The sequence below is a fragment of the Aliiglaciecola litoralis genome (assembly GCF_039523355.1).
GTDB classification, from domain to species: domain Bacteria; phylum Pseudomonadota; class Gammaproteobacteria; order Enterobacterales; family Alteromonadaceae; genus Aliiglaciecola; species Aliiglaciecola litoralis.
The window spans coordinates 80,081-100,537 of sequence record NZ_BAAAFD010000006.1; the positions used below are offsets into that span (position 1 = coordinate 80,081).

Genomic DNA, 20,457 nt, shown 5'->3' on the forward strand with positions numbered 1-20,457 from the left:
ACTCCACCGCACCATTCCTATCTAATTAAGATTTAGAGCCTCAGGTGGACCTTTAATAAAGGCCACCTTGTTTGAAGTGACCTTTATAAAGGTTCATGGATACGTCTATTTGTTGAGACGACTAATTGGAATTACGGTTGGTGCCAAACGCGACCAATTTTCCATTTTTGGAATAACTAGGATCAAAATCACCAACATTCGACGAACCCGCTAAACGAGAAATTTCACCACTGGAAATGTTCAGTTGCCATATATCAAAATCCGAATTGTTGGTTGTCCGATTCGAATGGAAAACTAAGGATTTGCTGTTGTTAGACCAACTTGGTTGTTGATTATAAATATCTGGCCCATCGAAAGTCACTTGATAAGGTGAGCCTACAGCATTGCCTTTGCGATCAACATCGACTACCCATAGATTTTCACCATCGGAGAACGCAATCTGCTTACCGTTGGGTGACCAATTTGGGTTTATGCCAAAAGAGGAGATGAGGGTTTCAGAAGAGCCATCAATATTAATCGTTTTTAAGGCTCCTGCATCGCTGTAAACAATTTTCTTACTGGTATTACTCCATTCCGCATCAAATCCATAGGTGACAAATTGAGCGCTTCCTCCACCCGATGGTACAACGACAATTTCAGTGCGGTTGTATCGGTCAAACACAATGTGTTTGCCGTTAGGTGACCAGGATGCATCATTACCATCTAGCCCGCCTTCAAGGGGATATGTATTGCCACTTTTCAAATCTGCTATATAAATGCCGGTGTATTCACCATAGGTATCATAAGCAAGTTTTTTGCTATTGTTGGAAAAGCTCGGGTTAAACGCGGGGTTATCGTTGGGGTTAGCAATATCAATTACATCGCCAGTTTTTAAATTGACTATAGAGATCCCAAACACATTTGCAGGGGTAGATACCAGTTTCATATCATCCAAAAAGTAGGTCGCAGGCGTTACGCCACCACCATCACGTGTTTCAGCATAAAACGACCACTCTTCGATATTTTCGGTGTTTAAGACACCGTCTCCAATATTACTAAAACTGGCGCGTGCAAAATTGTCTAATCCAATTTCGATATTCTTCCAACCGACAAAATTATCGAAAAAAGGACTAATCCAAACCTCGGTTAAACCATTACTATCACGATCTACAAGATTAAAAGACAGTTCGTTGCCTGAATTGTTTCCATAAAGCCAGAACGTAATGGTAGGAGATTGGCTCCAATCTTGAGCAGCACCAAGGGTATGTCCTACTCCGGCATAGACGCTAGCTGGTAAAGAAACTGAGAGCAAATTGTCATTCGCCATTTTACCAGGCACTGCGCTAATGCTTAATGCGTCAGGCGTATCTATGAGAAAGTTAACCGCTGGGCCATTTGAATCGCTATAAAATACCCCGCCTCCTAAAGGGCCATTGCTAAATTCATCAATGACGACATCAGCCTGTATCTTTGCGGAAAATAGCAGTGGAAGTAATAGTATCAGTAGTAGTTTTTGATAGTTTAACATTTGTATTCCTTAACAGTTATGAATCACTACTCAATTTAATTTATGATTAGAAAGTAATTTAAACAGTGTTAACTAAGAACGACTTACGTAAAGTTAGTGACTATCGAAAACTGGTCAAAAGCTTAGAAACTTTCGAGTAGTTTGACTCTCACTGAAAACTATTCCTATTCATTATTCGTTTACTAAAGGTAGACGTAATCTAAATTTCCTATTTTGAACTAGCCAACATCACCGTAATTCTGAGTCACATTCCTTGTTGACTGATAAAGTGTAGACTAGCGTTGGGATCCAACAATAGATAATTGACATATCCAGTCTCTTAGAAAATTCACGAAATAGCGGAAGGTTAACTAACTGAATTGCGCTTAAAGATTGCTCACTGATGATTTATATATGCTATTCCACTGCAGTTCTGGTTGTGAAATGGATGTTTGAACTCGGACCAATTTATAGAGATAAATTGTCTCGCTGCGCAGACAATTCTTGGTTGTAATAACCATCAACTTATCATTCCATATTGCTATCTTATGCAATAAAACCGTAATTAAACCTGAGCAAAAATGTCATTCATCGCGCCATTATGTAGCTCATTTTTTTGCCGTGTCACTAATCGCAATTAATCTGCGACTAATGGATTTAAACTTTTTCGCTCCTTAATGCGACTTATAGTTAATAGCACTTACGACAGCCAGAAGAAAGCGTCATGGACATTACAAAAGTTGCGTTGAAAAATGCGTCAGGAGTGGCAATTGCCGTTAGCATTATTGCTTTCTTGGGGTTCTATAGTTTATTCAAATTACCTATTCAGTTGTTTCCTGATATCGAAAGACCCACTATCGCAATCCAAACTTTTTGGCGTGCAGCATCTCCCCAAGAAATAGAATCAGAGATATTAGAGCCGCAAGAAGAGGTCCTGCAGGGAATACCAGGCTTAACCAGTATGAACGCCTGGGCCAATCAAAGTAATGCATGGATTAATCTGGAGTTTGGCTTGGATACCGACATGCAGCGTACTTTGATTGAGGTGATAAGTCGGATGAATCGGATCCCTCCATTACCGCGAGACGCTTTATCGCCTAACATCATGATGGGCGGAGGCGGCGGTGGTACACCGGCACTGACCTACTTCTTTTTACAAAAGCTACCAGGTAACAATAATGAGATAAGCAGTTATGTTACCTTTTTTGAAGATGTCGTGCGTCCTCGTTTGGAATCTATTGAGGGTGTCGCAAGGGTTAGAATGGAAAGCGGTGTTGGGGGCAGTGAGGAGTTTCAAATTGTATTTGACCCTTACCTTGCTGCCGAGCTGGGCGTGGATTTAACCAATATTTCTCGTATGTTGGGCACATCAAACGATGTCTCGGGTGGGTTTGTCGATGTGGGGCGACGAAAATATACCCTGCGTTTTCAAGGGAAGTATCAACCGCAAGAGATGGGCGAGATGATCCTTGAGTGGCGCGATGGTAGCCCAATTAAATTACGTGATATCGCAAGCATTCAAATAAAAAGGGCAGAAGGCTCAAACTACAGTGTGCAAAATGGCAATCCTGCTATTTCAATTCGCATCGATAGAGAAAATAGCGCTAATGTCTTGGCGACCCTTGAAGCCGTGAAACAGCGGGTCACTGAAATCAATACTCATGTTCTGGCCTCACAACAGCTTACTATGGTGCAATCATTCGATGCATCCGTGTTTATCTATCGAGCGGTAAACCTTGTCACCAGTAATTTAGTGATTGGCATATTATTGTCTGTTGCCATCCTATGGTGGTTCATGCGTCAGCGTAAAGCGACCTTAATTGTTGCATTGGCCATCCCAATTTCATTGCTTAGTACCTTTGTTGTGCTGCAAATAACAGGGCGTTCACTGAACGTCATTTCGTTAGCTGGACTTGCCTTTGCGGTGGGGATGGTGCTCGATGCCGCTATTGTGGTGTTGGAAAATATTGTTAGGCATAAACGCGATGCAGAGCCTGCTATTGAAACCGCGCAGCGCGCCACGCGGGAAGTGTTTGGCGCTCTATTAGCGTCAACGGCGACCACGATTGCCATTTTTATTCCGGTGATATTCCTACAGGATGTTGAAGGACAACTGTTTGCGGATTTAGCGCTTACCATTGCGATAGCGGTGATGATGTCATTTATAGTCGCTGTAACTGTGCTGCCCGTTGCCGCTAGTTATTGGCTAACGGGTGATTTACCTAAAGATAGACTAGCCGGTGTGTGGCAACGCATTGCTGACAAAATCATGGTGCTAAACAAAACGCTAAAACGTCGCTGGACAACCATCGCTATTCTAATGTTGCTACCACTTTCAGTAACTTTTTTGTTGATGCCAAAACTCGATTATTTGCCACCGGTTAAACGGGATGCAATTGACGCATATTTTAATTTTCCAGCGGGTGCAAGTGAGGAATTCATCCAACAAGAGGTACTGTCATTGGTGGTACAACGTCTCAAACCTTATATGGCGGGTGAAAAACAGCCTGCGCTTAAAAACTATTACATCATTACTTGGCCAAACGGCGGCACATTAGGTGTCAGGGCGAAAGATCAGGGTAAGGTTAGGGAGCTGGAAAACCTAGTAAGAGATGAGATACTTCGCGACTTGCCTGACACCCAAGCCTTTACAATGCAAGGTAACTTGTTTGGTGGTTTTGGTAATGGACGAAGTATTGATATGCGACTGCAAGGTACGGATCAAGAAGGACTTGTAGTGGCAGCCCAGCGAGGGTTAGAACTCCTGCGCGCTAGTTTCCCCGGAGCCAATGTGCGAGCAAACCCAGGTTTAGAACAAGCCGAACCAGAACTACAACTTTATCCTAAAGATGCCAGATTAATGGAAGTAGGACTAGATCGTAGTCGTGTGGCCAATCTAATTCGTTCCATGGGCGATGGTATGTATGTGGGTGAATATTTTGACGGCATTAAACGAATGAATATCATATTTAAAGCGCAAAAATGGGAAACACCCGAACAGCTTAGTGTTATTCCTGTTATGACTCCCAGTGGTGAAATGGTGCAAATGGGGGAGTTGGTCGACGTAGTCAGATCCGTTGGACCTAGTCGAATTCAGCGAGTAGACAGACGCAGAACGTTAAATCTATCGGTCAACCCGCCAGAGGGAATGTCATTAGAAGAAGCCATGGCTAAGATTAAACAAGAGGTGGAGCCAGAGTTACGTGCCTTGATGCCACCTGACGGCGCAATTAATTATGGCGGCAGTGCCGATAGCCTCAACAAAGCCATAGTCACTATGAGTCAAAACTTCTTGTTTGCAATGGCACTGCTATTTGTTTTGATGGCAGGGCTATTTCGTAGCGCCACCGACAGCCTAATGGTGATTTTGAGTATACCTCTTGCCACCGTGGGAGGGGTTATAGCGGTGCGCCTACTCAATTTGATCAGCTTCCAACCTATGGATCTACTGACCATGATTGGTTTCATTATTTTACTTGGTTTGGTAGTCAATAATGCCATTTTACTGGTGCATCAAACGCGTAATGGCGAGCGCGCCGGTCTGAGCCGTCATGATGCCGTTCATCAAGCCTTACTGTTGCGCTTACGACCCATATTCATGAGCACCTTAACCTCTATTTTCGGTATGTTACCGCTGCTGCTTTTGCCTGGTGCCGGTAGCGTAATCTATCGTGGATTAGCGGCCGTGATCGTGGGCGGAATGAGCGTTAGTACCATTTTCACCCTTTTATTGTTGCCCACGTTATTGATGCTTCGTCAACGGACGTCAATAAGTGAAAACCGAACTATTAACAATGAATTGGCTGAGCCCGTCATCGGCCATTCATAAATGAAAAGTCAGGGATTTAACATGAGACATAGATTAATTAATGCCACCGTTGTAGTTGCCATTATCGCAGTAAGTTTTAACAGCTTAGCCCAACAGGCGCCGCAAGAGCCGCCCGCTGCGCTAGTTGAAGCTGAAGCCGTTCGCACTGAATTAATAGCTCAGCAAATATGGGTGCCCGGCACGGTCGTGAGTCGCACTGATTCAAGTTTGGCCAGTGAAGTGCCAGGTAGAATAACCTGGTTAGCCGATGTTGGAGATTTGGTCGAGGCAGGCGATGTGCTAGCCAAAGTAGACGACCATATGTTGCAACTCGATTACGAGCAAAATCAAGCTAACATCGCTATTTGGGAGGCAAGAGTTAACTTGTTAAGCCGTAAACAAAAGCGCTTTAGCAGTATGGCAGAGCAAGCCAATACGTCTAAAGATCAATTGGACGAGGTTGTGGCTGAGCTTGAAATTGCCCAGCAAGAATTAAATCAAGCTAAGGTGGATAAAAGACTAACCGAATATAAATTGGCACAAAGTGAAATAAAGGCACCTTTCAAAGCTATGGTGGTAGAGCGCATCCAAAGCCCAGGCGAATACATTGCGGTTGGGCAATCACTACTGAGAATAGTCGATATGGCCAATGTCGAAGCCAGTATCAAAGCACCACTCTCGGCCGTTCCTTTTATTCAACACGGCTTAACAGTGATGGTTCGCTCCGGAGATAAACAAAGTTCGCATCCTATCCGTACTATTGTGCCTGTGGGCAATAGCCGTTCGAGAATGATGGAAATTCGTGTGCAGTTGCAGCCGGGGGACTTTGCGATTGGCTCAGCAGTGCGAGTGGCATTGCCACACAGTGAGTCCCATCAAGGATTAACCGTTCCTAGAGACGCTTTAGTGTTGCGTAAGTCAGGTGCATTTGTTTATCAGGTTACTGATAACAATACGGCAAAACAAATAGCAGTAAAAACCGGTATTGGCATGGGGGACAGAATAGAAGTTGTTGGCGATATTAATGCACAATCGCCGGTGATTACCCGTGGAGCAGAGCGACTCTCAGAAGGGCAAAAAATACGATATGCAGAGCCAACTCAGCAACTGGCAAACATATAGATTAGCATCACACCATCAACTCATGATCAGGGCCGTTTGAGTAAATCAAACAGGTCCTGTTGAATTTTCACTAAATAAGGGTCTAAGGCTTTTTGCGTTTGCCAACTTGTTTCTAGCGGGCAACAAGATAACTGCTGATTCACCTCAGCCACCATCACTCCGGATTTACCCTCTAATGCAGCTTCAACGGCATAAGCGCCCATTTTAGTAGCTAACACGCGATCTTGTGAAACTGGCGAGCCGCCTCGTTGCACATGCCCCAAAATCACTGGACGACATTCTATTTCAGTTTCTTCCGTTAAGGTCTGAGCTAATTGTGTGACGCCTTGAGGCCATAGGTTTTCAGTAATAACGACAATATAGCTGTTATTGCCACGCCGACGTTTCACTGCGTCAATGTGATCAATGATATTTTTTAGTTCATCTTCACAGCTGCGAGTTAATTCTGGCACCATAACTTGATCAGCGCCAGATGCTATCGCCGCATTTAATCCTATAAATCCGGCATTTCTGCCCATCACCTCAATTAAGAAAATACGTTCAAACGCGTCCGCGGTATCACGAACTTTATCTATGGAATCAAGGGCTGTTTCGATTGCCGTATAATAGCCAATGGTGGCATCCGTACCATATATATCGTTATCAATAGTGCCCGGCAATCCAATTACTTGCCCTTGCCAATGTTGACTCAAATGGTGTGCCCCGCGAAAAGAGCCATCCCCGCCAATCACCAGTAATGCTTCTATTCCTAATGCATCAAGATTTTTAGCCGCTAAGCGAGCAGCGTCATCTGACATGAACGTTAAACAACGTGCACTTCGGAGTATGGTTCCGCCACGCTGAATAATATTGGTGACATTACTGGCGCGCAGATTCAAATATTCCTGTTCAAGTAGTCCGTTATAACCGTGTTTATAACCATAAACTTCAAGTCCGTAGCGTAAGCTTGTCAATACAATCGCGCGGATACATGCGTTCATTCCAGGGGCATCTCCGCCGGATGTTAACATTGCTATTTTACGCATCTACGCTCTCCAGAACCCCGCTTATTTAAGCTTATAGACTAGCAGTGTAATACGTTGTTGAATATAGCTTTATAGGGAATATTTAGATTGTTAGAGGTTGCTGAACCCTAGTGTGAAAGATGTAAGAAATGATTAACACCTATTGTGTCCTTAATGGCTAAAGTGCAGACTAGTTTTTTTATGAAACGAGCAAAAGCTATGCAAAAACGCATTATTATCTTGTTATTGTCGACCTTGTTGTTCTTCGTTTCGGGATGTTCATCAAAGTTTGCTTATAACAACATTGATTGGATGTTGTATTGGTATGTAGATGATTTCATCGAACTAGATAAACAGCAAAAGTCGTTTCTCGACTCCAAGGTCGACAAATGGCATGCATGGCATCGTAGCAACGAATTAGTCGAGTATCGTCAGCACCTAGTGGATATAAAAGCACTGTTGCAAGAAGGCAGCATGACGAGCGAACAATGGACACAACATTTACTGCGTGGCAGTGAGCATTGGCACCGTTTTCGTGACCAAATCATGCCTGAGCTATCTGTGTTGGCCATTCAATTAACGGATCAACAAATAATCGCGCTTTTTGAAGAGCTTGAGAAAAACAATAAAGAGCGAATTGAGCAGCGCAATGAAGATTCGCTAGAAGAGCGAATTCAAGACAATAAAGAGGACACGCAAAAACAAATTAAAAGCTGGACGGGTAAACTAACGAGTCAGCAGGTTGCCATAATAAATGATCACGTGGATCAATTTCGATCTACGTTTGAAGAGTGGATTGTCTATCGTAGAAACATGCAGTCAGCCACAAAGAGCCTGATGTTAGCAAGACATCAACTAGACGATTTTCCGCAACAACTCACTGAATTAATGGCAAAGCCCGATAAATATCGAAGTTCGGATTACTTACTTGCTAATGAGCACAATCAAGCAGTATTTGCCAATATGTTGGCAGAGTTGACGGCTAGTCTAACGACTAAGCAAAAGAAAAAAGTATTTAAAGAAATTGATGATTTGATTGACGATATCGATGACTTAATTGAAGATTGACGCCACGTTCATTTTGCTTGGATAACCTACGTTGAATCGATGGGATGGCTTTTTATTATCTTTAGTCACAGCTGTGTTGTGGGGTATTCTGCCGGTGTTTTTACAGATTAGCCTGCAAGTTCTCGATAGTATGAGTATTACTTGGGTTAGGTTTGTTTTTGCCGCCGTGTTCGTGTTCGTTTTTTTGTTGTTAAAAGGCGCCTTGCCCAACATATGGCGACAGCTACCTCGGGCGCAATTGATCTTACTGGTCGCTTCCTTAGCACTAGTGGCTAATTATGTTGCCAACGTCAAAAGTCTGGAATACGTCAATCCAGAAACCGTGCAAGTGGTAATGCAAATCGCGCCTATTTTATTGATGGTTGGGGGCGTTGTCTTCTACAAAGAACAATTTAAACGGTTAGAACTGGCAGGTGCCGCGTGCTTATTTCTTGGCTTAGGCCTGTTTTTCAGTCCTAAATTGAGTTCGTTACTATCCACTGAATCTGCTTACAACACCGGGATTTTATTAGTTGTATTTGCTGCCGTATCTTGGGTTGGGTATGCGCTATTGCAAAAGGTATTATTGCGTTCCTTTACCTCGAAGCAACTGACGTTACTGATCTATTGTATTGGCATTGTGGTGTTAACGCCCTTTATCGATCTTACAAACCTGGTGAATATCAATCGCATCCAAACCTTTGCGTTAATATTTTGCTGCTTAAATACGGTCATTGCTTATGGCTGTTTTACCGAAGCGTTAAATATTTGGAGTGCGTCTAAGGTCAGTGCAGTGGTGGCTTCAGGCCCTGTGTTTACGTTTATTAGTGTCGCAATCGCAGAGCGACTCTTACCTGAGCAGTTTGCAATGATCAAACTTGATTGGGTGGTTATTCTAGGGGCTTGCTGTGTCGTTATTGGCTCTATGACAACGGCGCTGGCAAAGCAGAAGAAAATAGTACCAGCGAAAGCCTAAGTGTTTACTGTTCTTTTTTACGAGTCTCGCCAATAGCAGTGCCGTCATTTTTACAGATGGTGTCGAACTCGTCCCGATAATACCGCAAGTTGGTACAGGCTTCCTCATAACGTAATTTTGCCGTTAGTGCTTGTTGCGGATAGTCGGTTTTACTCATGGTTTTACGTAGCCGCTCACAATCTTGATGTTGTTGTTTTACTTCAAGGATCTGTTCACACGGATTTTCGTTACTGGCGCAACCATGCAATGCGACAACGGTGACACTGACAATCGCACTACGCATTAATCTATTGTGGGGAGGGGATTTACTCATGTACTTCTCTGTCTGCCGCCAATTGGAACATCAATTAATGTGTTCACGTAAATCAAACATAGCGGACTCGGGGTAAAAAAGCTATCGAAGATTACGATTGAAGAGAATTGAAACCTCATTGTAGCTCGGAAGCAATGTTCCTCCGTCATCTCAGCAAGAGCGTTTAAAGTGGACAGGCATCTTTAACAGGAAGCGCCCTTTACAAGGTCCCCAATAACAACGTTCGGGGACGACTTCGTCGAACTAACGTGGACAGGCATGTAAAACCGCTTTTGTCGAACTAACGTGGACAGGCATGTAAAACCGCTTCATGCCGTCATCTCAGCAATAACCGCTTCATGCCGTCATCTCAGCAATAACCGCTTCATGCCGTCATCTCAGCAATAACCGCTTCATGCCGTCATCTCAGCAAAGCTCTTGGGCTGAGATCTGGTTGGAAGTCATAGAGTCTTTAATTGAGCGTTTAAAGTGCGTTTAAAGTGGACAGGCATCTTTAACAGGAAGCGCCCTTTACACGGTCCCCAATAACAACGTTTGGGGACGACTTCGTCGAACTGCGGGTCGAACTAACGTGGACAGGCATGTAAAACCGCTTCATGCCGTCATCTCAGCAACGCTCTTGGGCTGAGATCTGGTTGGAAGTCATAGAGTCTTTAATTGAGCGTTTAAAGTGGACAGGCATCTTTAACAGGAAGCGCCCTTTACAAGGTTCCCCAATAACAACGTTTGGGGACGACTTCATCGAACTGCGGGTCGCAGCTTCTCGTCCAGCCCCACAAGGAAATTTAAATATTGAAGTATACTTTCACCGGTCAGTGAAAGAAGAAAAATGGTGGAGGGGGCAGGATTCGAACCTGCGAAGGCTGAGCCGGCAGATTTACAGTCTGCTCCCGTTGACCGCTTGGGTACCCCTCCGAAAGAGGCGCGTATACTAGCAGAAAAAACCCAAGTGTAAATAGGATTAAAGAATTATCTGCAACAATCGATAAAAAGAAAGGTAATTAAGAGGAATAACTGTGTCTGCTAGCGATACGTTAGAGCCGATAGAGAGCACTATTGCAGTCAGCGATCTGGAATGGTCCGGTCAGATTAATCGTGCTGCTAGTCAGGGTAGGGCTTTTGCGCTGTTGTTGTCTATGCTCGAATCTGATGTGCTTGAGCGGCCCAAACTAATTGCTAGCGAAGAACCGCAACAAGATAAAGCTGAACTCGTCTCCGATTATCCAAGACCTGCGCTTAGCGCACGCAAAGATGACTGGCAAAATGCCATACGAAATAGCCAGCTTTTCGCTCGTCATCCGTCAGACGGCAAATTATTTCAAACCATGCACCCACAACCCTTGTCTATTTTTAATGACGCTAAACGAATTGATGAAGAGGTATTAGCTAATTGCGACTTTTATACCCAATCTCGTTTGAAACAGCCTGCTGATAAAGACCTAAAAGTAGACGTTACTCAATTATTCGACGTTCTTGAAAAGCGTGATAGCTTAGCTGCGACGTTTGTCTAAGCCGCAACACTTTCCTTGCTCCAACAAGCGTGTTAACTCTGAACTAGCCTCTGTTTTTGCATGATCTGCACATTTTGGTATACTGCGCGCCGCAAAATTGCTTTGGTTTTACGTTCCAATTCGCAAAAGAGGATCTAATGTCTAAATTCATTGTCTGCGCAATGTACAAATTTGTTGCGCTTGAAAATTACCAAGAAATGCGTCAGCCGCTGCTTGACGTATTAGAGAAACACAATATAAAAGGTACCTTGTTACTTGCTAATGAAGGTATCAATGGCACTATTTCGGGTACAAGAGAGGCAATCGAACAGCTGATTGACTATCTAAATCAAGATCCTCGAATCAATCCTATCTCAGTAAAAGAATCGCTCGACGACACCCAGCCCTTTTATCGAACCAAGGTGAAATTGAAAAAAGAAATAGTCACCATGGGCGTTGAGGGCATAGATCCACAGAAAACCGTCGGCACTTATGTAAAACCTAAAGATTGGAATGCGTTGATTGCTGATCCTGAGGTTACCGTGATTGATACTCGAAATAATTATGAGATTGAAATTGGTACTTTTGAGAATGCGATCAATCCAAATACCGAGTCGTTTCGTGAGTTTCCTCAATACGTGGCAGAAAATCTGAACCCGCAACAACATAAAAAAGTTGCCATGTTCTGTACAGGCGGTATTCGCTGTGAAAAATCGACAGCTTATTTAAAAGAGCAGGGGTTTGATGAGGTTTATCATCTAGAGGGCGGTATCCTCAAATACTTGGAAGAAGTGCCTGTAGAAGAGACTCTTTGGAAAGGTGACTGCTTTGTCTTTGATAATCGCGTTGCGGTCGACCACGAGTTAAAGAAGAGTCATTACGAGGCTTGTTATGCTTGTCGTTTGCCTATTACTGCAGAAGACAAAGCCAGTGAACAATACGAGCCTGGGGTAAGTTGTCCAAAATGTTTTGGTAAGCACACAGATGAACAAATCGCTCGTTTTAGAGAACGTGAAAAACAGGTAAATTTAGCTCGCCAGCGTAATGAAGAGCATGTCGGTAGCGAAGCAAGGAAGGCAACTAAACTGCGTCGTCAACAAAAAGCGGCAGAACGCAGAAAACGACGTATCGAAGCAGGCAAATCGGCATAGACAGAAGCACAGATTAAACGGTAAACTCTTCGTTCAATGTATTAAGTAAGATTTAAATATGACTGATAAAACACAGATGGATGAAAGCAAGATTGCTGAAATCCGTAAAGAATTCGATTATTTTGATCACGATAATAATGGCCAAATAGATTTACCGGAATTTATTGAATTACTAACTATTTTGTCACCTAAGACTAAAGCTAGCCATGTTCAAGAAGGCTTTTCATTAATTGATGAGAATAACGACGGTTATATCGACTTTGAAGAGTTTCTAAACTGGTGGCAAGAAGCGTGGTGGGAATACTAGTTAACTACGATTTCATTAAATAACTCTTATTCGATGAGGTAATTATTGTTCTCGCAATAATTACCTGTTTGCACCGAATTAGCAGAGGATGTGCTATCCTTTTCTAAAAAAGAGCCTCGTATTTTAGGTTATCTACACATCTTTTTGGCGTGGCTTTTTAAGCATCGGCGCTTCACCTACTTCGACACCTTCTTGGCTTCTTATGCGTTTCTTAGGTGCTGAACTAAGTTGCTTCTTAGGCGCGTTTTTAATCGCTTTTGCTGGCGCTTTTTTCACTTTTTGTGGACTTGCTTTAATCCCCTTAAACTTCCCTTCAAGACCAGTAAATTCATTAAAAACAATGTTTTGCGATAAAAACTGCTTTACTTGAATGAAACTTTGCCAGTCTTTAGGACCAACTAATGAAGCCGCATGTCCTTGATTACCCGCACGTCCAGTTCGACCTATTCGATGCACATATTCATCTGCATGCTTGGGCATATCAAAATTAATAACCCATTCAACTTTTAATAAATCTAACCCACGTGATGCAACATCTGTGGTCACTAACACCTGATGTTGTCCACGACTAAAGGCATTCATAATGTTGCTACGTTGAGACTGCGTTAAACTGGCGCTTAAGGCCACGCTGTCATAGTTGGCTTGAATAAGTTGCTCGGCTAACTTGTCAGTGTCTTCGCGCGTCGCAGTAAAGACGATGGTTTGTTTATTATCTGCCATTGACAGTAATTTCATCAGCAACTGTATTTTGTGATCAAGATGGTCCGCGAGGAAAAACTGCTGCTCTATATCTAAGTGTTGGGCGTTGGCTTGACCAACACTGATACGCTGAGGCGCTTTTAACATGCGCTCTGTGAGATAATGAAGTTCGGCAGAATCTAGGGTTGCAGAGAACATCATGGTTTGACGTTTACGATGATCAGCACAATGATCAATCAGCTTTAATTCATCGGCAAACCCTAAATCTAGCATGCGGTCAGCTTCATCGAGAATAAGTAACTCCAACCCGTTAAGGTACAAGCTTTTACCTTTTACGTGATCCGCAACCCTGCCTGCCGTACCGACAACAAACTGCGGACTATGCTTAAGGGCTTTGACTTGATCATTAAAGTTTTCGCCACCTAAGATCAAAGCAGCCGATATTTTTTGCCCAGCGATTAACCATTTTAACTGTAAAAACACTTGTTTCGCTAATTCGCGCGTCGGTGCCAGCACCAATACCCTGGGATCTTTTCGACTCAGCGGCTTTGTTTTTAAAACACGGTGCAATGCTGGCGCTAAGAAGGCCAGCGTTTTTCCTGAGCCAGTTTTAGAAGAGGCTAATAAGTCTTTGCCAAGCAGAGCGTGGCCAATAGCTAAGGATTGTATCTCGGTGGCGTTTTCGAACCCTTTCACACTTAGCGCTTTGAGAATTCGATGGTCTAGCGGTAGATCGGTAAATGGTATGGTCACGCTTAATCCTGAAACAGAGACTCAGCAAACGTACCTATAATGGCTTGCATGTTTGCGTTATCGGAATTTAATTGCCAGTTGCACATAGAAAATTGCTCTAGCAATGGCCCTTGATAAATTGTATCGAGGGATTGTTGTTGTTGAATGTTATATTGTACACCAAGTTGGTTAATAAGTGGCGTAAGTAATAACTGAATTCCCTTATCATTAACTCGCTCTATATTGGCTAAAATCACTTGGCGCGATTGCTCCAACGAACTGGGTATAGTTCTAGCGCTGTTAATTGCTTTGAGTATATTGAGATAAGACTCTCTGGCCGTATCGTCCGGAGACAGCAGTAATTTACGCTGGGCACGGTCTACCATTCTCTCGAAATACAGTGAGTTGTCCTGATAGAGAAAAGCCAACAGTAAATTCATCGAACTTATCAGCTCACCAGAACGACGGTTCAACTTTTCGTTTAATTCCAGTGCCTTGGTGAAATGTGCACTCGCATCCATATAGCGTTTTTCTGATATTGCCAAGATCCCCAAATTATTTTGTAGCACCGCAATGTAGGTCTCTGATTCGATGTTAGTTGCAATATCCAACGCAATTAGGTTTATTTCTTTCGCTTGCGCGAAATGGTTAAGGTTGCGTTCAACCACGCCTAAGTTAAGTAATGCGCGCAATTTACTGTGTTCGGTGGAACTTTTTTCTAAACTGCACAGGTAACTGGCCTTAGCGTCATTTAGGTAACCTGAGCGTCTAAACCAAATACCTAGAGCGCTTAGTATCTGATCTAGATGAGCTTGATAATATTCCGTGTTTGATAAGGGCTCAAAGGAAATCAACGCTGCATGCAATCTGTCTAGGTCAGCGACACTAACCGCTGCTAACATTGCAATAAAGTGCCATTGAGCCTGTTGCTCGTCATTAGCAACCGTAATTTTATGGCTATTTTTATCGAGGATAGTAAGGGATTTTTCGGGCAACACCACCAAGTGGTCTTGTGCTTCTTTTAGCGTGAGATCAACATTTTCAAAGGACAAGCCATGTTGGTAATGGGCGTTACTCATGGGCATAAATACGCACATGAAAAACAAAATGAAAAGTCCCTTTAACACGACTACTCCGGCGAAAAACTGAACACCGGAGCAGTGTAAATGATCAAAGGGAATTTGCAACTAGACAAACGTCTAATTTTTAAAACTGCATGGTTGGTACGTTTTCAGGGACGATCAACTTTCCAGCCGTTTTTTGTTTTACTTCATCAATACTCACATCTGGCGCAATTTCGACGAGGTGGAATGCGCCATCTTTCACTTCTATGACTGCTAAATCAGTGATGATCTTGTTAATACAATTAACGCCAGTCAAAGGGAGTGTGCACTTTTCAAGTAATTTTGAGTTTCCGTGTTTGTCAGCGTGCGTCATGGTAACAATAATATTTTTAGCGCCAGCAACTAAGTCCATGGCGCCGCCCATGCCTTTGATCAGCTTTCCAGGTATCATCCATGATGCAATATTGCCTTGCGTATCAACTTCGAATGCACCCAGTACGGTAAAGTCAACGTGGCCGCCGCGGATCATGGCGAAACTCTCTGCGGAGCTGAAGATAGAGGCTCCGGTGACTGCGGTAACTGTTTCTTTACCTGCGTTGATCATATCAGCATCAAGCTGTTCTTCGGTGGGATAGGGGCCCATCCCTAGTAACCCGTTTTCAGATTGCAACATGACCGCAATGTCTTCAGGTACATAACTGGCGGCTAATGTCGGTATGCCGATACCTAAATTGATATAGTCGCCATCTTTAAATTCACTGGCAACGCGCATCGCTATTTGATCTCGAGTCAAGGCCATTAGGCTTCTCCTTGTTCTTTAGCTAACACTTTACGTTCAATACGTTTTTCAAAAGTGCCCTGAATAATTCGGTTTACGTAGATACCTGGGGTATGAATTTCACTTGGTGGAATTGCGCCTGGAGGCACAATCTCTTCCACCTCAACAACCGTGATTTTACCCGCGGTAGCCGCCATTGGATTAAAGTTTTGCGCAGTATGACGGTAAACACAGTTACCAAAGATGTCAGCTTTCCACGCTTTGACAATTGCAAAATCGCCGGTGATAGATTCTTCTAGGATGTATGGACGACCATTAAATTCTTTCACTTCCTTGCCTTCGCCAACGGGAGTTCCATAACCCGTCGCGGTGTAAAATGCCGGTATACCTGCACCGCCAGCGCGCATTTTTTCAGCTAGGGTACCTTGTGGTGTTAACTCTACTTCCAACTCACCGTTGAGCAGTTGTTGTTCGAATAAGGCATTCTCACCGACATAAGAAGAGATCATTTTCTTAATCTGTTTGTCTTCCAACAGTAAGCCCAAGCCGAAACCATCAACTCCGCAGTTATTCGAAACCACGGTTAAATCTTTTGTGCGCATCTTTTTGATCTGAGCGATCAGACCTTCTGGAATGCCGCATAAACCAAATCCACCGGCGATTATGGTCATGCCATCGGTTAGACCCTGCATCGCTTGTTCATAGCTAGTAACGACTTTATTAAACCCGCTCATAGTAACCTCTTATAGTGTGTTAACTGAGATAGATATTCGAATTAGTATTAGCGCTTATTGAATTAAAGTAAAATTGAATTAATATGGATATTAATAAATTTAATGGAATAATAACGCGGCATGATTTCGTATAAACAACTCAATGCGTTTTTAACGCTAGCACAATCAAACACCTTTGCTGAGGCAGCTGAGAAAATTCATCTCTCACAGCCCGCACTATCCAGTGCAATTAAGAAAATGGAGCAGGTTTTAGGCGGCAAGCTTTTTTCACGTTCTACCCGCAAAGTTGCGCTGAGTCGAGAAGGCATTGAATTTGTTCCAATTGCAAGACGACTTGTGCATGACTGGGATACCGGTGTTAAAGACATGCAAGAGCTGTTTGCTATGAAACGCGGTAAATTAACCCTCGCCGCAATGCCGTCATTCGCTAGCAGTTTACTTCCGGGCATTCTAAAGTCATTTCAACAACACTGGCAGGGGATTAATATCAGCATAGAAGATGTTGTGATGGAAGATGTGATTGGTCTGGTGCGCGAGGGCAGAGCTGAAATTGGCTTTACTTTTGAGACCGAATTATTGCAGGGGTTAGCGTTCTTTCCTTTGATGGATAACGAATTTATTGCCGTTATGTCGAGTCATCACCCGTTATCGAAAAATAAGCAGTTAAACTGGAAACAACTTGCGGCTCATCGTTTTGTGGCAATGAACCGTGGTTCGTCAATTCGCCAATGGATAGATGCATTTACAGCGGAAAGAGGGTTAACGCTTGATATAGTGACTGAAGCGAATCAACTCTCAACCTTAGGAGAATTGGTTAAGCATGACATGGGGATATCTGTCGTTCCGGGGATCTGTAAACAGCAATTCAGTCACAACGATTTAGTCTGTAGGCCTATTAGTGGCGCTAATTTGAGAAAAAAGGTAGGTATGATAAAAACCTCAAGAAAATCACTGTCTGTGCCCGCTCAAGCACTTTGGGATACGCTTATTGTTAAAACCTAAAGATTTTAAACGGCATTTAAAGACGGATTAGTTACATTACCATTTTTTCTTAGGAGCAAACAATTCGTCGAGCTCGTCCCTTTCTTCCTCTTGCTTCTTGGCTCTGTCTTTGGCATTTGCGTTGCGCAAGTTATCTTGGATAGTCCGTAACTGCTCCTCCAATTGCCCCTTTCGCTCTAAATTATAAGGATCTGGGATGTTTTGACTTTCTAGAGCCGCAATGGCTTTTTCGAAATATTGTCTAGCCGAGCCTAGCATGTTTGATTGAACCGCCGCTTGCCCACGTTTTGCCAGCGTTTCCACGTTAACTCGTAGCTGTAATGAAGCCAAATGGCGATCTTCCTGAGAAAACGTTTGCGTATCAACCTTGCCCTTTGCATGTTCTGAACGCAGTAAAACGCGAAACTTCTTAACCGCCTGAATGTATTGGATCACCATTTTATCGCTTTCTGGCAAATTGAAGTTTTCATGAGACGGCGCCGGAGTGTCAACATTGATTGTTTTAATTCGATCCTGGGCTTCCCTGACTCGTTGTTTAATCTCAGCAATATTTGGATTGAGTTCGTAAATAATTTTTAGCGCATTAAGAACGCGATTATGCAAAATTGCAACCAACCGCTGGGATACGGGAATGGTTTCAACTGCCATCAGCACGTTTTCAGTTTCGTCAATCACCGACTTTTGTTTGGCAATTTCGGTTCTTTTTTCAGCTTCAACCTTTTCACGGTGTTGCTGCAAGGCATTGACGACAATAGCGACAACAACCAATGACACGATCAAAATGATTATGATGGGAAAAAGCATCTAACTAACAAATCCTATAACTGTTTTGGTCACTAAAATAGCTACCTGGGTAAAATTCAGGCGGCATATTAGGGCAATTTGAGCGTAAATACACTTCCACCTAATTTTCCTCCATTAGTAAATGAAATTTCGCCTTGCCTATCGCCTCGACGATGGGTAGCTGCGATTAATCTAGCAAAGAACAAGCCTAAACCGGTCCTGCCTTCGCTGATCTTCAAGTTTTGCATCAGCGCCGAGTTACTTTCTAACATTCGAGTCGGATAGCCAGCACCATCGTCTTCAACTTGGATCACTAGCCAACCATCATCTTCAAACGCACTCACGAGTAGCTTTTGTTGACCGTAACGCATGGCGTTCACCAAAATATCATTTAATAGTAAGGTGATCAGTTCTTTGTCTAAATACCGAACCAACCCCGGTGTCTGCTCAACGTTTAACGACATATTCTTATGCCCAAGATAATTTTCATGGGTAATAAAAATGTCTTCTAGTAAGTCATCAATAAAGCACTCATCTTCATTTATCGGCAGGTTTTCCATTTCTGCCCTATATAATGACAAAACTTGTACTAAACCAGTATTTAGCCGCGCTGCTTCATAGTGCGCAGTGGATAACATAGGCTTTGCTTGTTCGTTATCTGTACCTATACATAAATTCAAGGCATCTATAGATTGCTGTAGCAAATTCAGGGAACTCTTCATATCATGAACAGCCGCTGCTAATACAGTCGAAAAGTCGATTGAATTTTTCATACTAAACCTTAGTGGGGTGTAGTTTGAGAATTAAAAGTTATGCGCCAGTATCACTGAGATTTTACAGATTTACCAAAAAAACTGTTAATTCAAAGATAAAAATTAGAATTTAGTTAAAATTGAATGGAATTAATGTACGCTTGGGTATATATATTTTGAATATCAAATATTCTCATAAAAGGTACCTGGTCGCTTATAATGAAATTACAACAGCTTAGATACATTGTTGAAGTACTTAACAATAATCTCAATGTCTCTGCCACAGCAGAAAATCTTTACACCTCACAACCTGGTATAAGTAAACAAGTTCGTATGCTCGAAGACGAATTGGGGATACAAATATTTGGTCGAAGTGGCAAGCATCTCACGCATGTGACTGAGGCCGGTCAGGATGTGATCAATATCTCTCGAGAAATTCTGGCCAAAGTTGAAAGCATTAAGGCGGTCGCTAGAGAGCACACGTTGCCCGATCAAGGTAAGCTGAATATTGCGACTACCCATACCCAAGCTAGATATGCATTACCCAGTGTTATTAAAGGCTTTATGGATAAATACCAGAAAGTGTCTTTGCACATGCACCAAGGTACTCCTTCGCAAATCAGTGATTTAGCCGCCAAGGGGGAGGCAGACTTTGCGATTGCAACCGAAGCTTTGCATTTGTACAACGATCTGGTGATGTTGCCTTGCTATCATTGGAATCGCAGCATAATTGTAAATCGTGATCATCCACTGGCAAAGAAAACCACCATCACCATAAACGATATCGCTGAGTATCCATTGGTTACCTATGTGTTTGGATTTACGGGGCGATCAGAGTTAGACCAAGCATTTGATCGAGCGGGCTTGGAGCCAAAAATTGTATTCACTGCGACAGACGCAGACGTGATAAAAACCTATGTGCGTCTGGGCGTCGGCATTGGTGTGATTGCCTCAATGGCAATTGACGAAAAACTCGACGGCGATTTAGTGAGAATTGATGCGAGTCATTTGTTTGATTACAGCACGACCAAGATTGGATTTAGAAAGGGCTCTTTCTTGCGCAGTTACATGTACGAATTCATCGAACGATTTGCGCCGCATTTGACCAAAGAAGTAGTTGAACGCGCGATGATGCAGAAAAATAATGATGAAGTAGAAAAAATGTTTAAAGGGTTAACCTTGCCCGTCAAATAATACGGGCAAGGCCAA

At 43.0% G+C, this 20,457-nt stretch carries 18 protein-coding genes and 1 tRNA gene; 9 read left to right on the plus strand and 10 right to left on the minus strand.

The window, feature by feature from the left end; all coding sequences use genetic code 11:
* Positions 1-121 precede the first annotated feature (121 nt).
* The gene (locus ABD036_RS11510; protein ID WP_343860038.1) at positions 122-1,507 is read right to left on the minus strand and encodes a carbohydrate binding domain-containing protein; all 1,386 of its coding nucleotides are present in this window, start codon (positions 1,505-1,507) and stop codon (positions 122-124) included.
* Between the two features lie 703 nt (positions 1,508-2,210).
* Between ABD036_RS11510 and ABD036_RS11515 the strand changes: the two genes are divergently transcribed.
* Positions 2,211-5,315, plus strand: a complete 3,105-nt coding sequence (locus ABD036_RS11515; RefSeq protein WP_343860040.1) for an efflux RND transporter permease subunit — start codon at positions 2,211-2,213, stop codon at positions 5,313-5,315.
* A gap of 21 nt (positions 5,316-5,336) precedes the next feature.
* Positions 5,337-6,416 (plus strand): efflux RND transporter periplasmic adaptor subunit, encoded by a 1,080-nt coding sequence (locus tag ABD036_RS11520; RefSeq protein WP_343860042.1) that lies wholly within the window; start codon positions 5,337-5,339, stop codon positions 6,414-6,416.
* A gap of 26 nt (positions 6,417-6,442) precedes the next feature.
* Here the strand turns inward: ABD036_RS11520 and ABD036_RS11525 are convergent, their stop codons facing one another.
* Positions 6,443-7,441 carry an ATP-dependent 6-phosphofructokinase gene (locus ABD036_RS11525; protein WP_343860043.1) on the minus strand — a complete coding sequence of 333 codons (999 nt, stop codon included), beginning with the start codon at positions 7,439-7,441 and terminating at the stop codon, positions 6,443-6,445.
* A gap of 198 nt (positions 7,442-7,639) precedes the next feature.
* On the opposite strand from ABD036_RS11525, the gene ABD036_RS11530 reads away from it, so the two are divergent.
* Positions 7,640-8,488: a DUF6279 family lipoprotein gene (locus ABD036_RS11530; RefSeq protein WP_343860044.1), complete on the plus strand. Its 849-nt coding sequence runs from the start codon at positions 7,640-7,642 to the stop codon at positions 8,486-8,488.
* A 31-nt stretch (positions 8,489-8,519) separates the two neighbouring features.
* A complete protein-coding gene (locus ABD036_RS11535) occupies positions 8,520-9,443 on the plus strand; it encodes a DMT family transporter (RefSeq protein WP_343860045.1) in 924 nt (307 codons plus the stop codon).
* Between the two features lie 4 nt (positions 9,444-9,447).
* Here the strand turns inward: ABD036_RS11535 and ABD036_RS11540 are convergent, their stop codons facing one another.
* Positions 9,448-9,756: a hypothetical protein gene (locus ABD036_RS11540; protein WP_343860047.1), complete on the minus strand. Its 309-nt coding sequence runs from the start codon at positions 9,754-9,756 to the stop codon at positions 9,448-9,450.
* An 830-nt stretch (positions 9,757-10,586) separates the two neighbouring features.
* Positions 10,587-10,671, minus strand: a tRNA-Tyr gene (locus tag ABD036_RS11545).
* A 101-nt stretch (positions 10,672-10,772) separates the two neighbouring features.
* Here ABD036_RS11545 and ABD036_RS11550 point away from each other — a divergent pair.
* From ABD036_RS11550 to ABD036_RS11560, 3 genes are all read left to right on the plus strand, one after another.
* Complete coding sequence (locus ABD036_RS11550) at positions 10,773-11,267, plus strand: VC2046/SO_2500 family protein (protein WP_343860049.1); 495 nt, start codon at positions 10,773-10,775, stop codon at positions 11,265-11,267.
* A 137-nt stretch (positions 11,268-11,404) separates the two neighbouring features.
* Positions 11,405-12,397, plus strand: coding sequence for an oxygen-dependent tRNA uridine(34) hydroxylase TrhO (gene trhO / locus ABD036_RS11555; protein ID WP_343860051.1), 993 nt, complete (start codon positions 11,405-11,407; stop codon positions 12,395-12,397).
* Positions 12,398-12,455: 58 nt separating this feature from the next.
* Positions 12,456-12,704 carry an EF-hand domain-containing protein gene (locus ABD036_RS11560; protein ID WP_343860053.1) on the plus strand — a complete coding sequence of 83 codons (249 nt, stop codon included), beginning with the start codon at positions 12,456-12,458 and terminating at the stop codon, positions 12,702-12,704.
* 132 nt (positions 12,705-12,836) lie between these two features.
* Here the strand turns inward: ABD036_RS11560 and ABD036_RS11565 are convergent, their stop codons facing one another.
* The 4 genes from ABD036_RS11565 to ABD036_RS11580 form a co-directional block, all read right to left on the minus strand.
* Positions 12,837-14,150 carry a DEAD/DEAH box helicase gene (locus ABD036_RS11565; protein ID WP_343860310.1) on the minus strand — a complete coding sequence of 438 codons (1,314 nt, stop codon included), beginning with the start codon at positions 14,148-14,150 and terminating at the stop codon, positions 12,837-12,839.
* 8 nt (positions 14,151-14,158) lie between these two features.
* The gene (locus ABD036_RS11570; RefSeq protein ID WP_343860055.1) at positions 14,159-15,262 is read right to left on the minus strand and encodes a tetratricopeptide repeat protein; all 1,104 of its coding nucleotides are present in this window, start codon (positions 15,260-15,262) and stop codon (positions 14,159-14,161) included.
* Positions 15,263-15,341: 79 nt separating this feature from the next.
* Positions 15,342-15,998 (minus strand): CoA transferase subunit B, encoded by a 657-nt coding sequence (locus ABD036_RS11575; protein WP_343860056.1) that lies wholly within the window; start codon positions 15,996-15,998, stop codon positions 15,342-15,344.
* Complete coding sequence (locus tag ABD036_RS11580; RefSeq protein WP_343860057.1) at positions 15,998-16,711, minus strand: CoA transferase subunit A; 714 nt, start codon at positions 16,709-16,711, stop codon at positions 15,998-16,000. Before ABD036_RS11580 ends, ABD036_RS11575 begins: the two co-directional genes overlap by 1 nt.
* A 120-nt stretch (positions 16,712-16,831) precedes the next feature.
* Between ABD036_RS11580 and ABD036_RS11585 the strand changes: the two genes are divergently transcribed.
* Entirely contained in the window at positions 16,832-17,713 is an 882-nt protein-coding gene (locus ABD036_RS11585) for a LysR family transcriptional regulator (RefSeq protein WP_343860059.1), read from the plus strand.
* A 36-nt stretch (positions 17,714-17,749) separates the two neighbouring features.
* Here ABD036_RS11585 and ABD036_RS11590 read toward each other — a convergent pair whose 3' ends face one another.
* Positions 17,750-18,517: a hypothetical protein gene (locus tag ABD036_RS11590; RefSeq protein ID WP_343860061.1), complete on the minus strand. Its 768-nt coding sequence runs from the start codon at positions 18,515-18,517 to the stop codon at positions 17,750-17,752.
* Between the two features lie 68 nt (positions 18,518-18,585).
* Positions 18,586-19,269 carry a sensor histidine kinase gene (locus tag ABD036_RS11595; RefSeq protein WP_343860063.1) on the minus strand — a complete coding sequence of 228 codons (684 nt, stop codon included), beginning with the start codon at positions 19,267-19,269 and terminating at the stop codon, positions 18,586-18,588.
* A gap of 198 nt (positions 19,270-19,467) precedes the next feature.
* On the opposite strand from ABD036_RS11595, the gene cysB reads away from it, so the two are divergent.
* Entirely contained in the window at positions 19,468-20,442 is a 975-nt protein-coding gene (cysB, locus tag ABD036_RS11600; protein WP_343860065.1) for an HTH-type transcriptional regulator CysB, read from the plus strand.
* Positions 20,443-20,457: the final 15 nt, after the last annotated feature.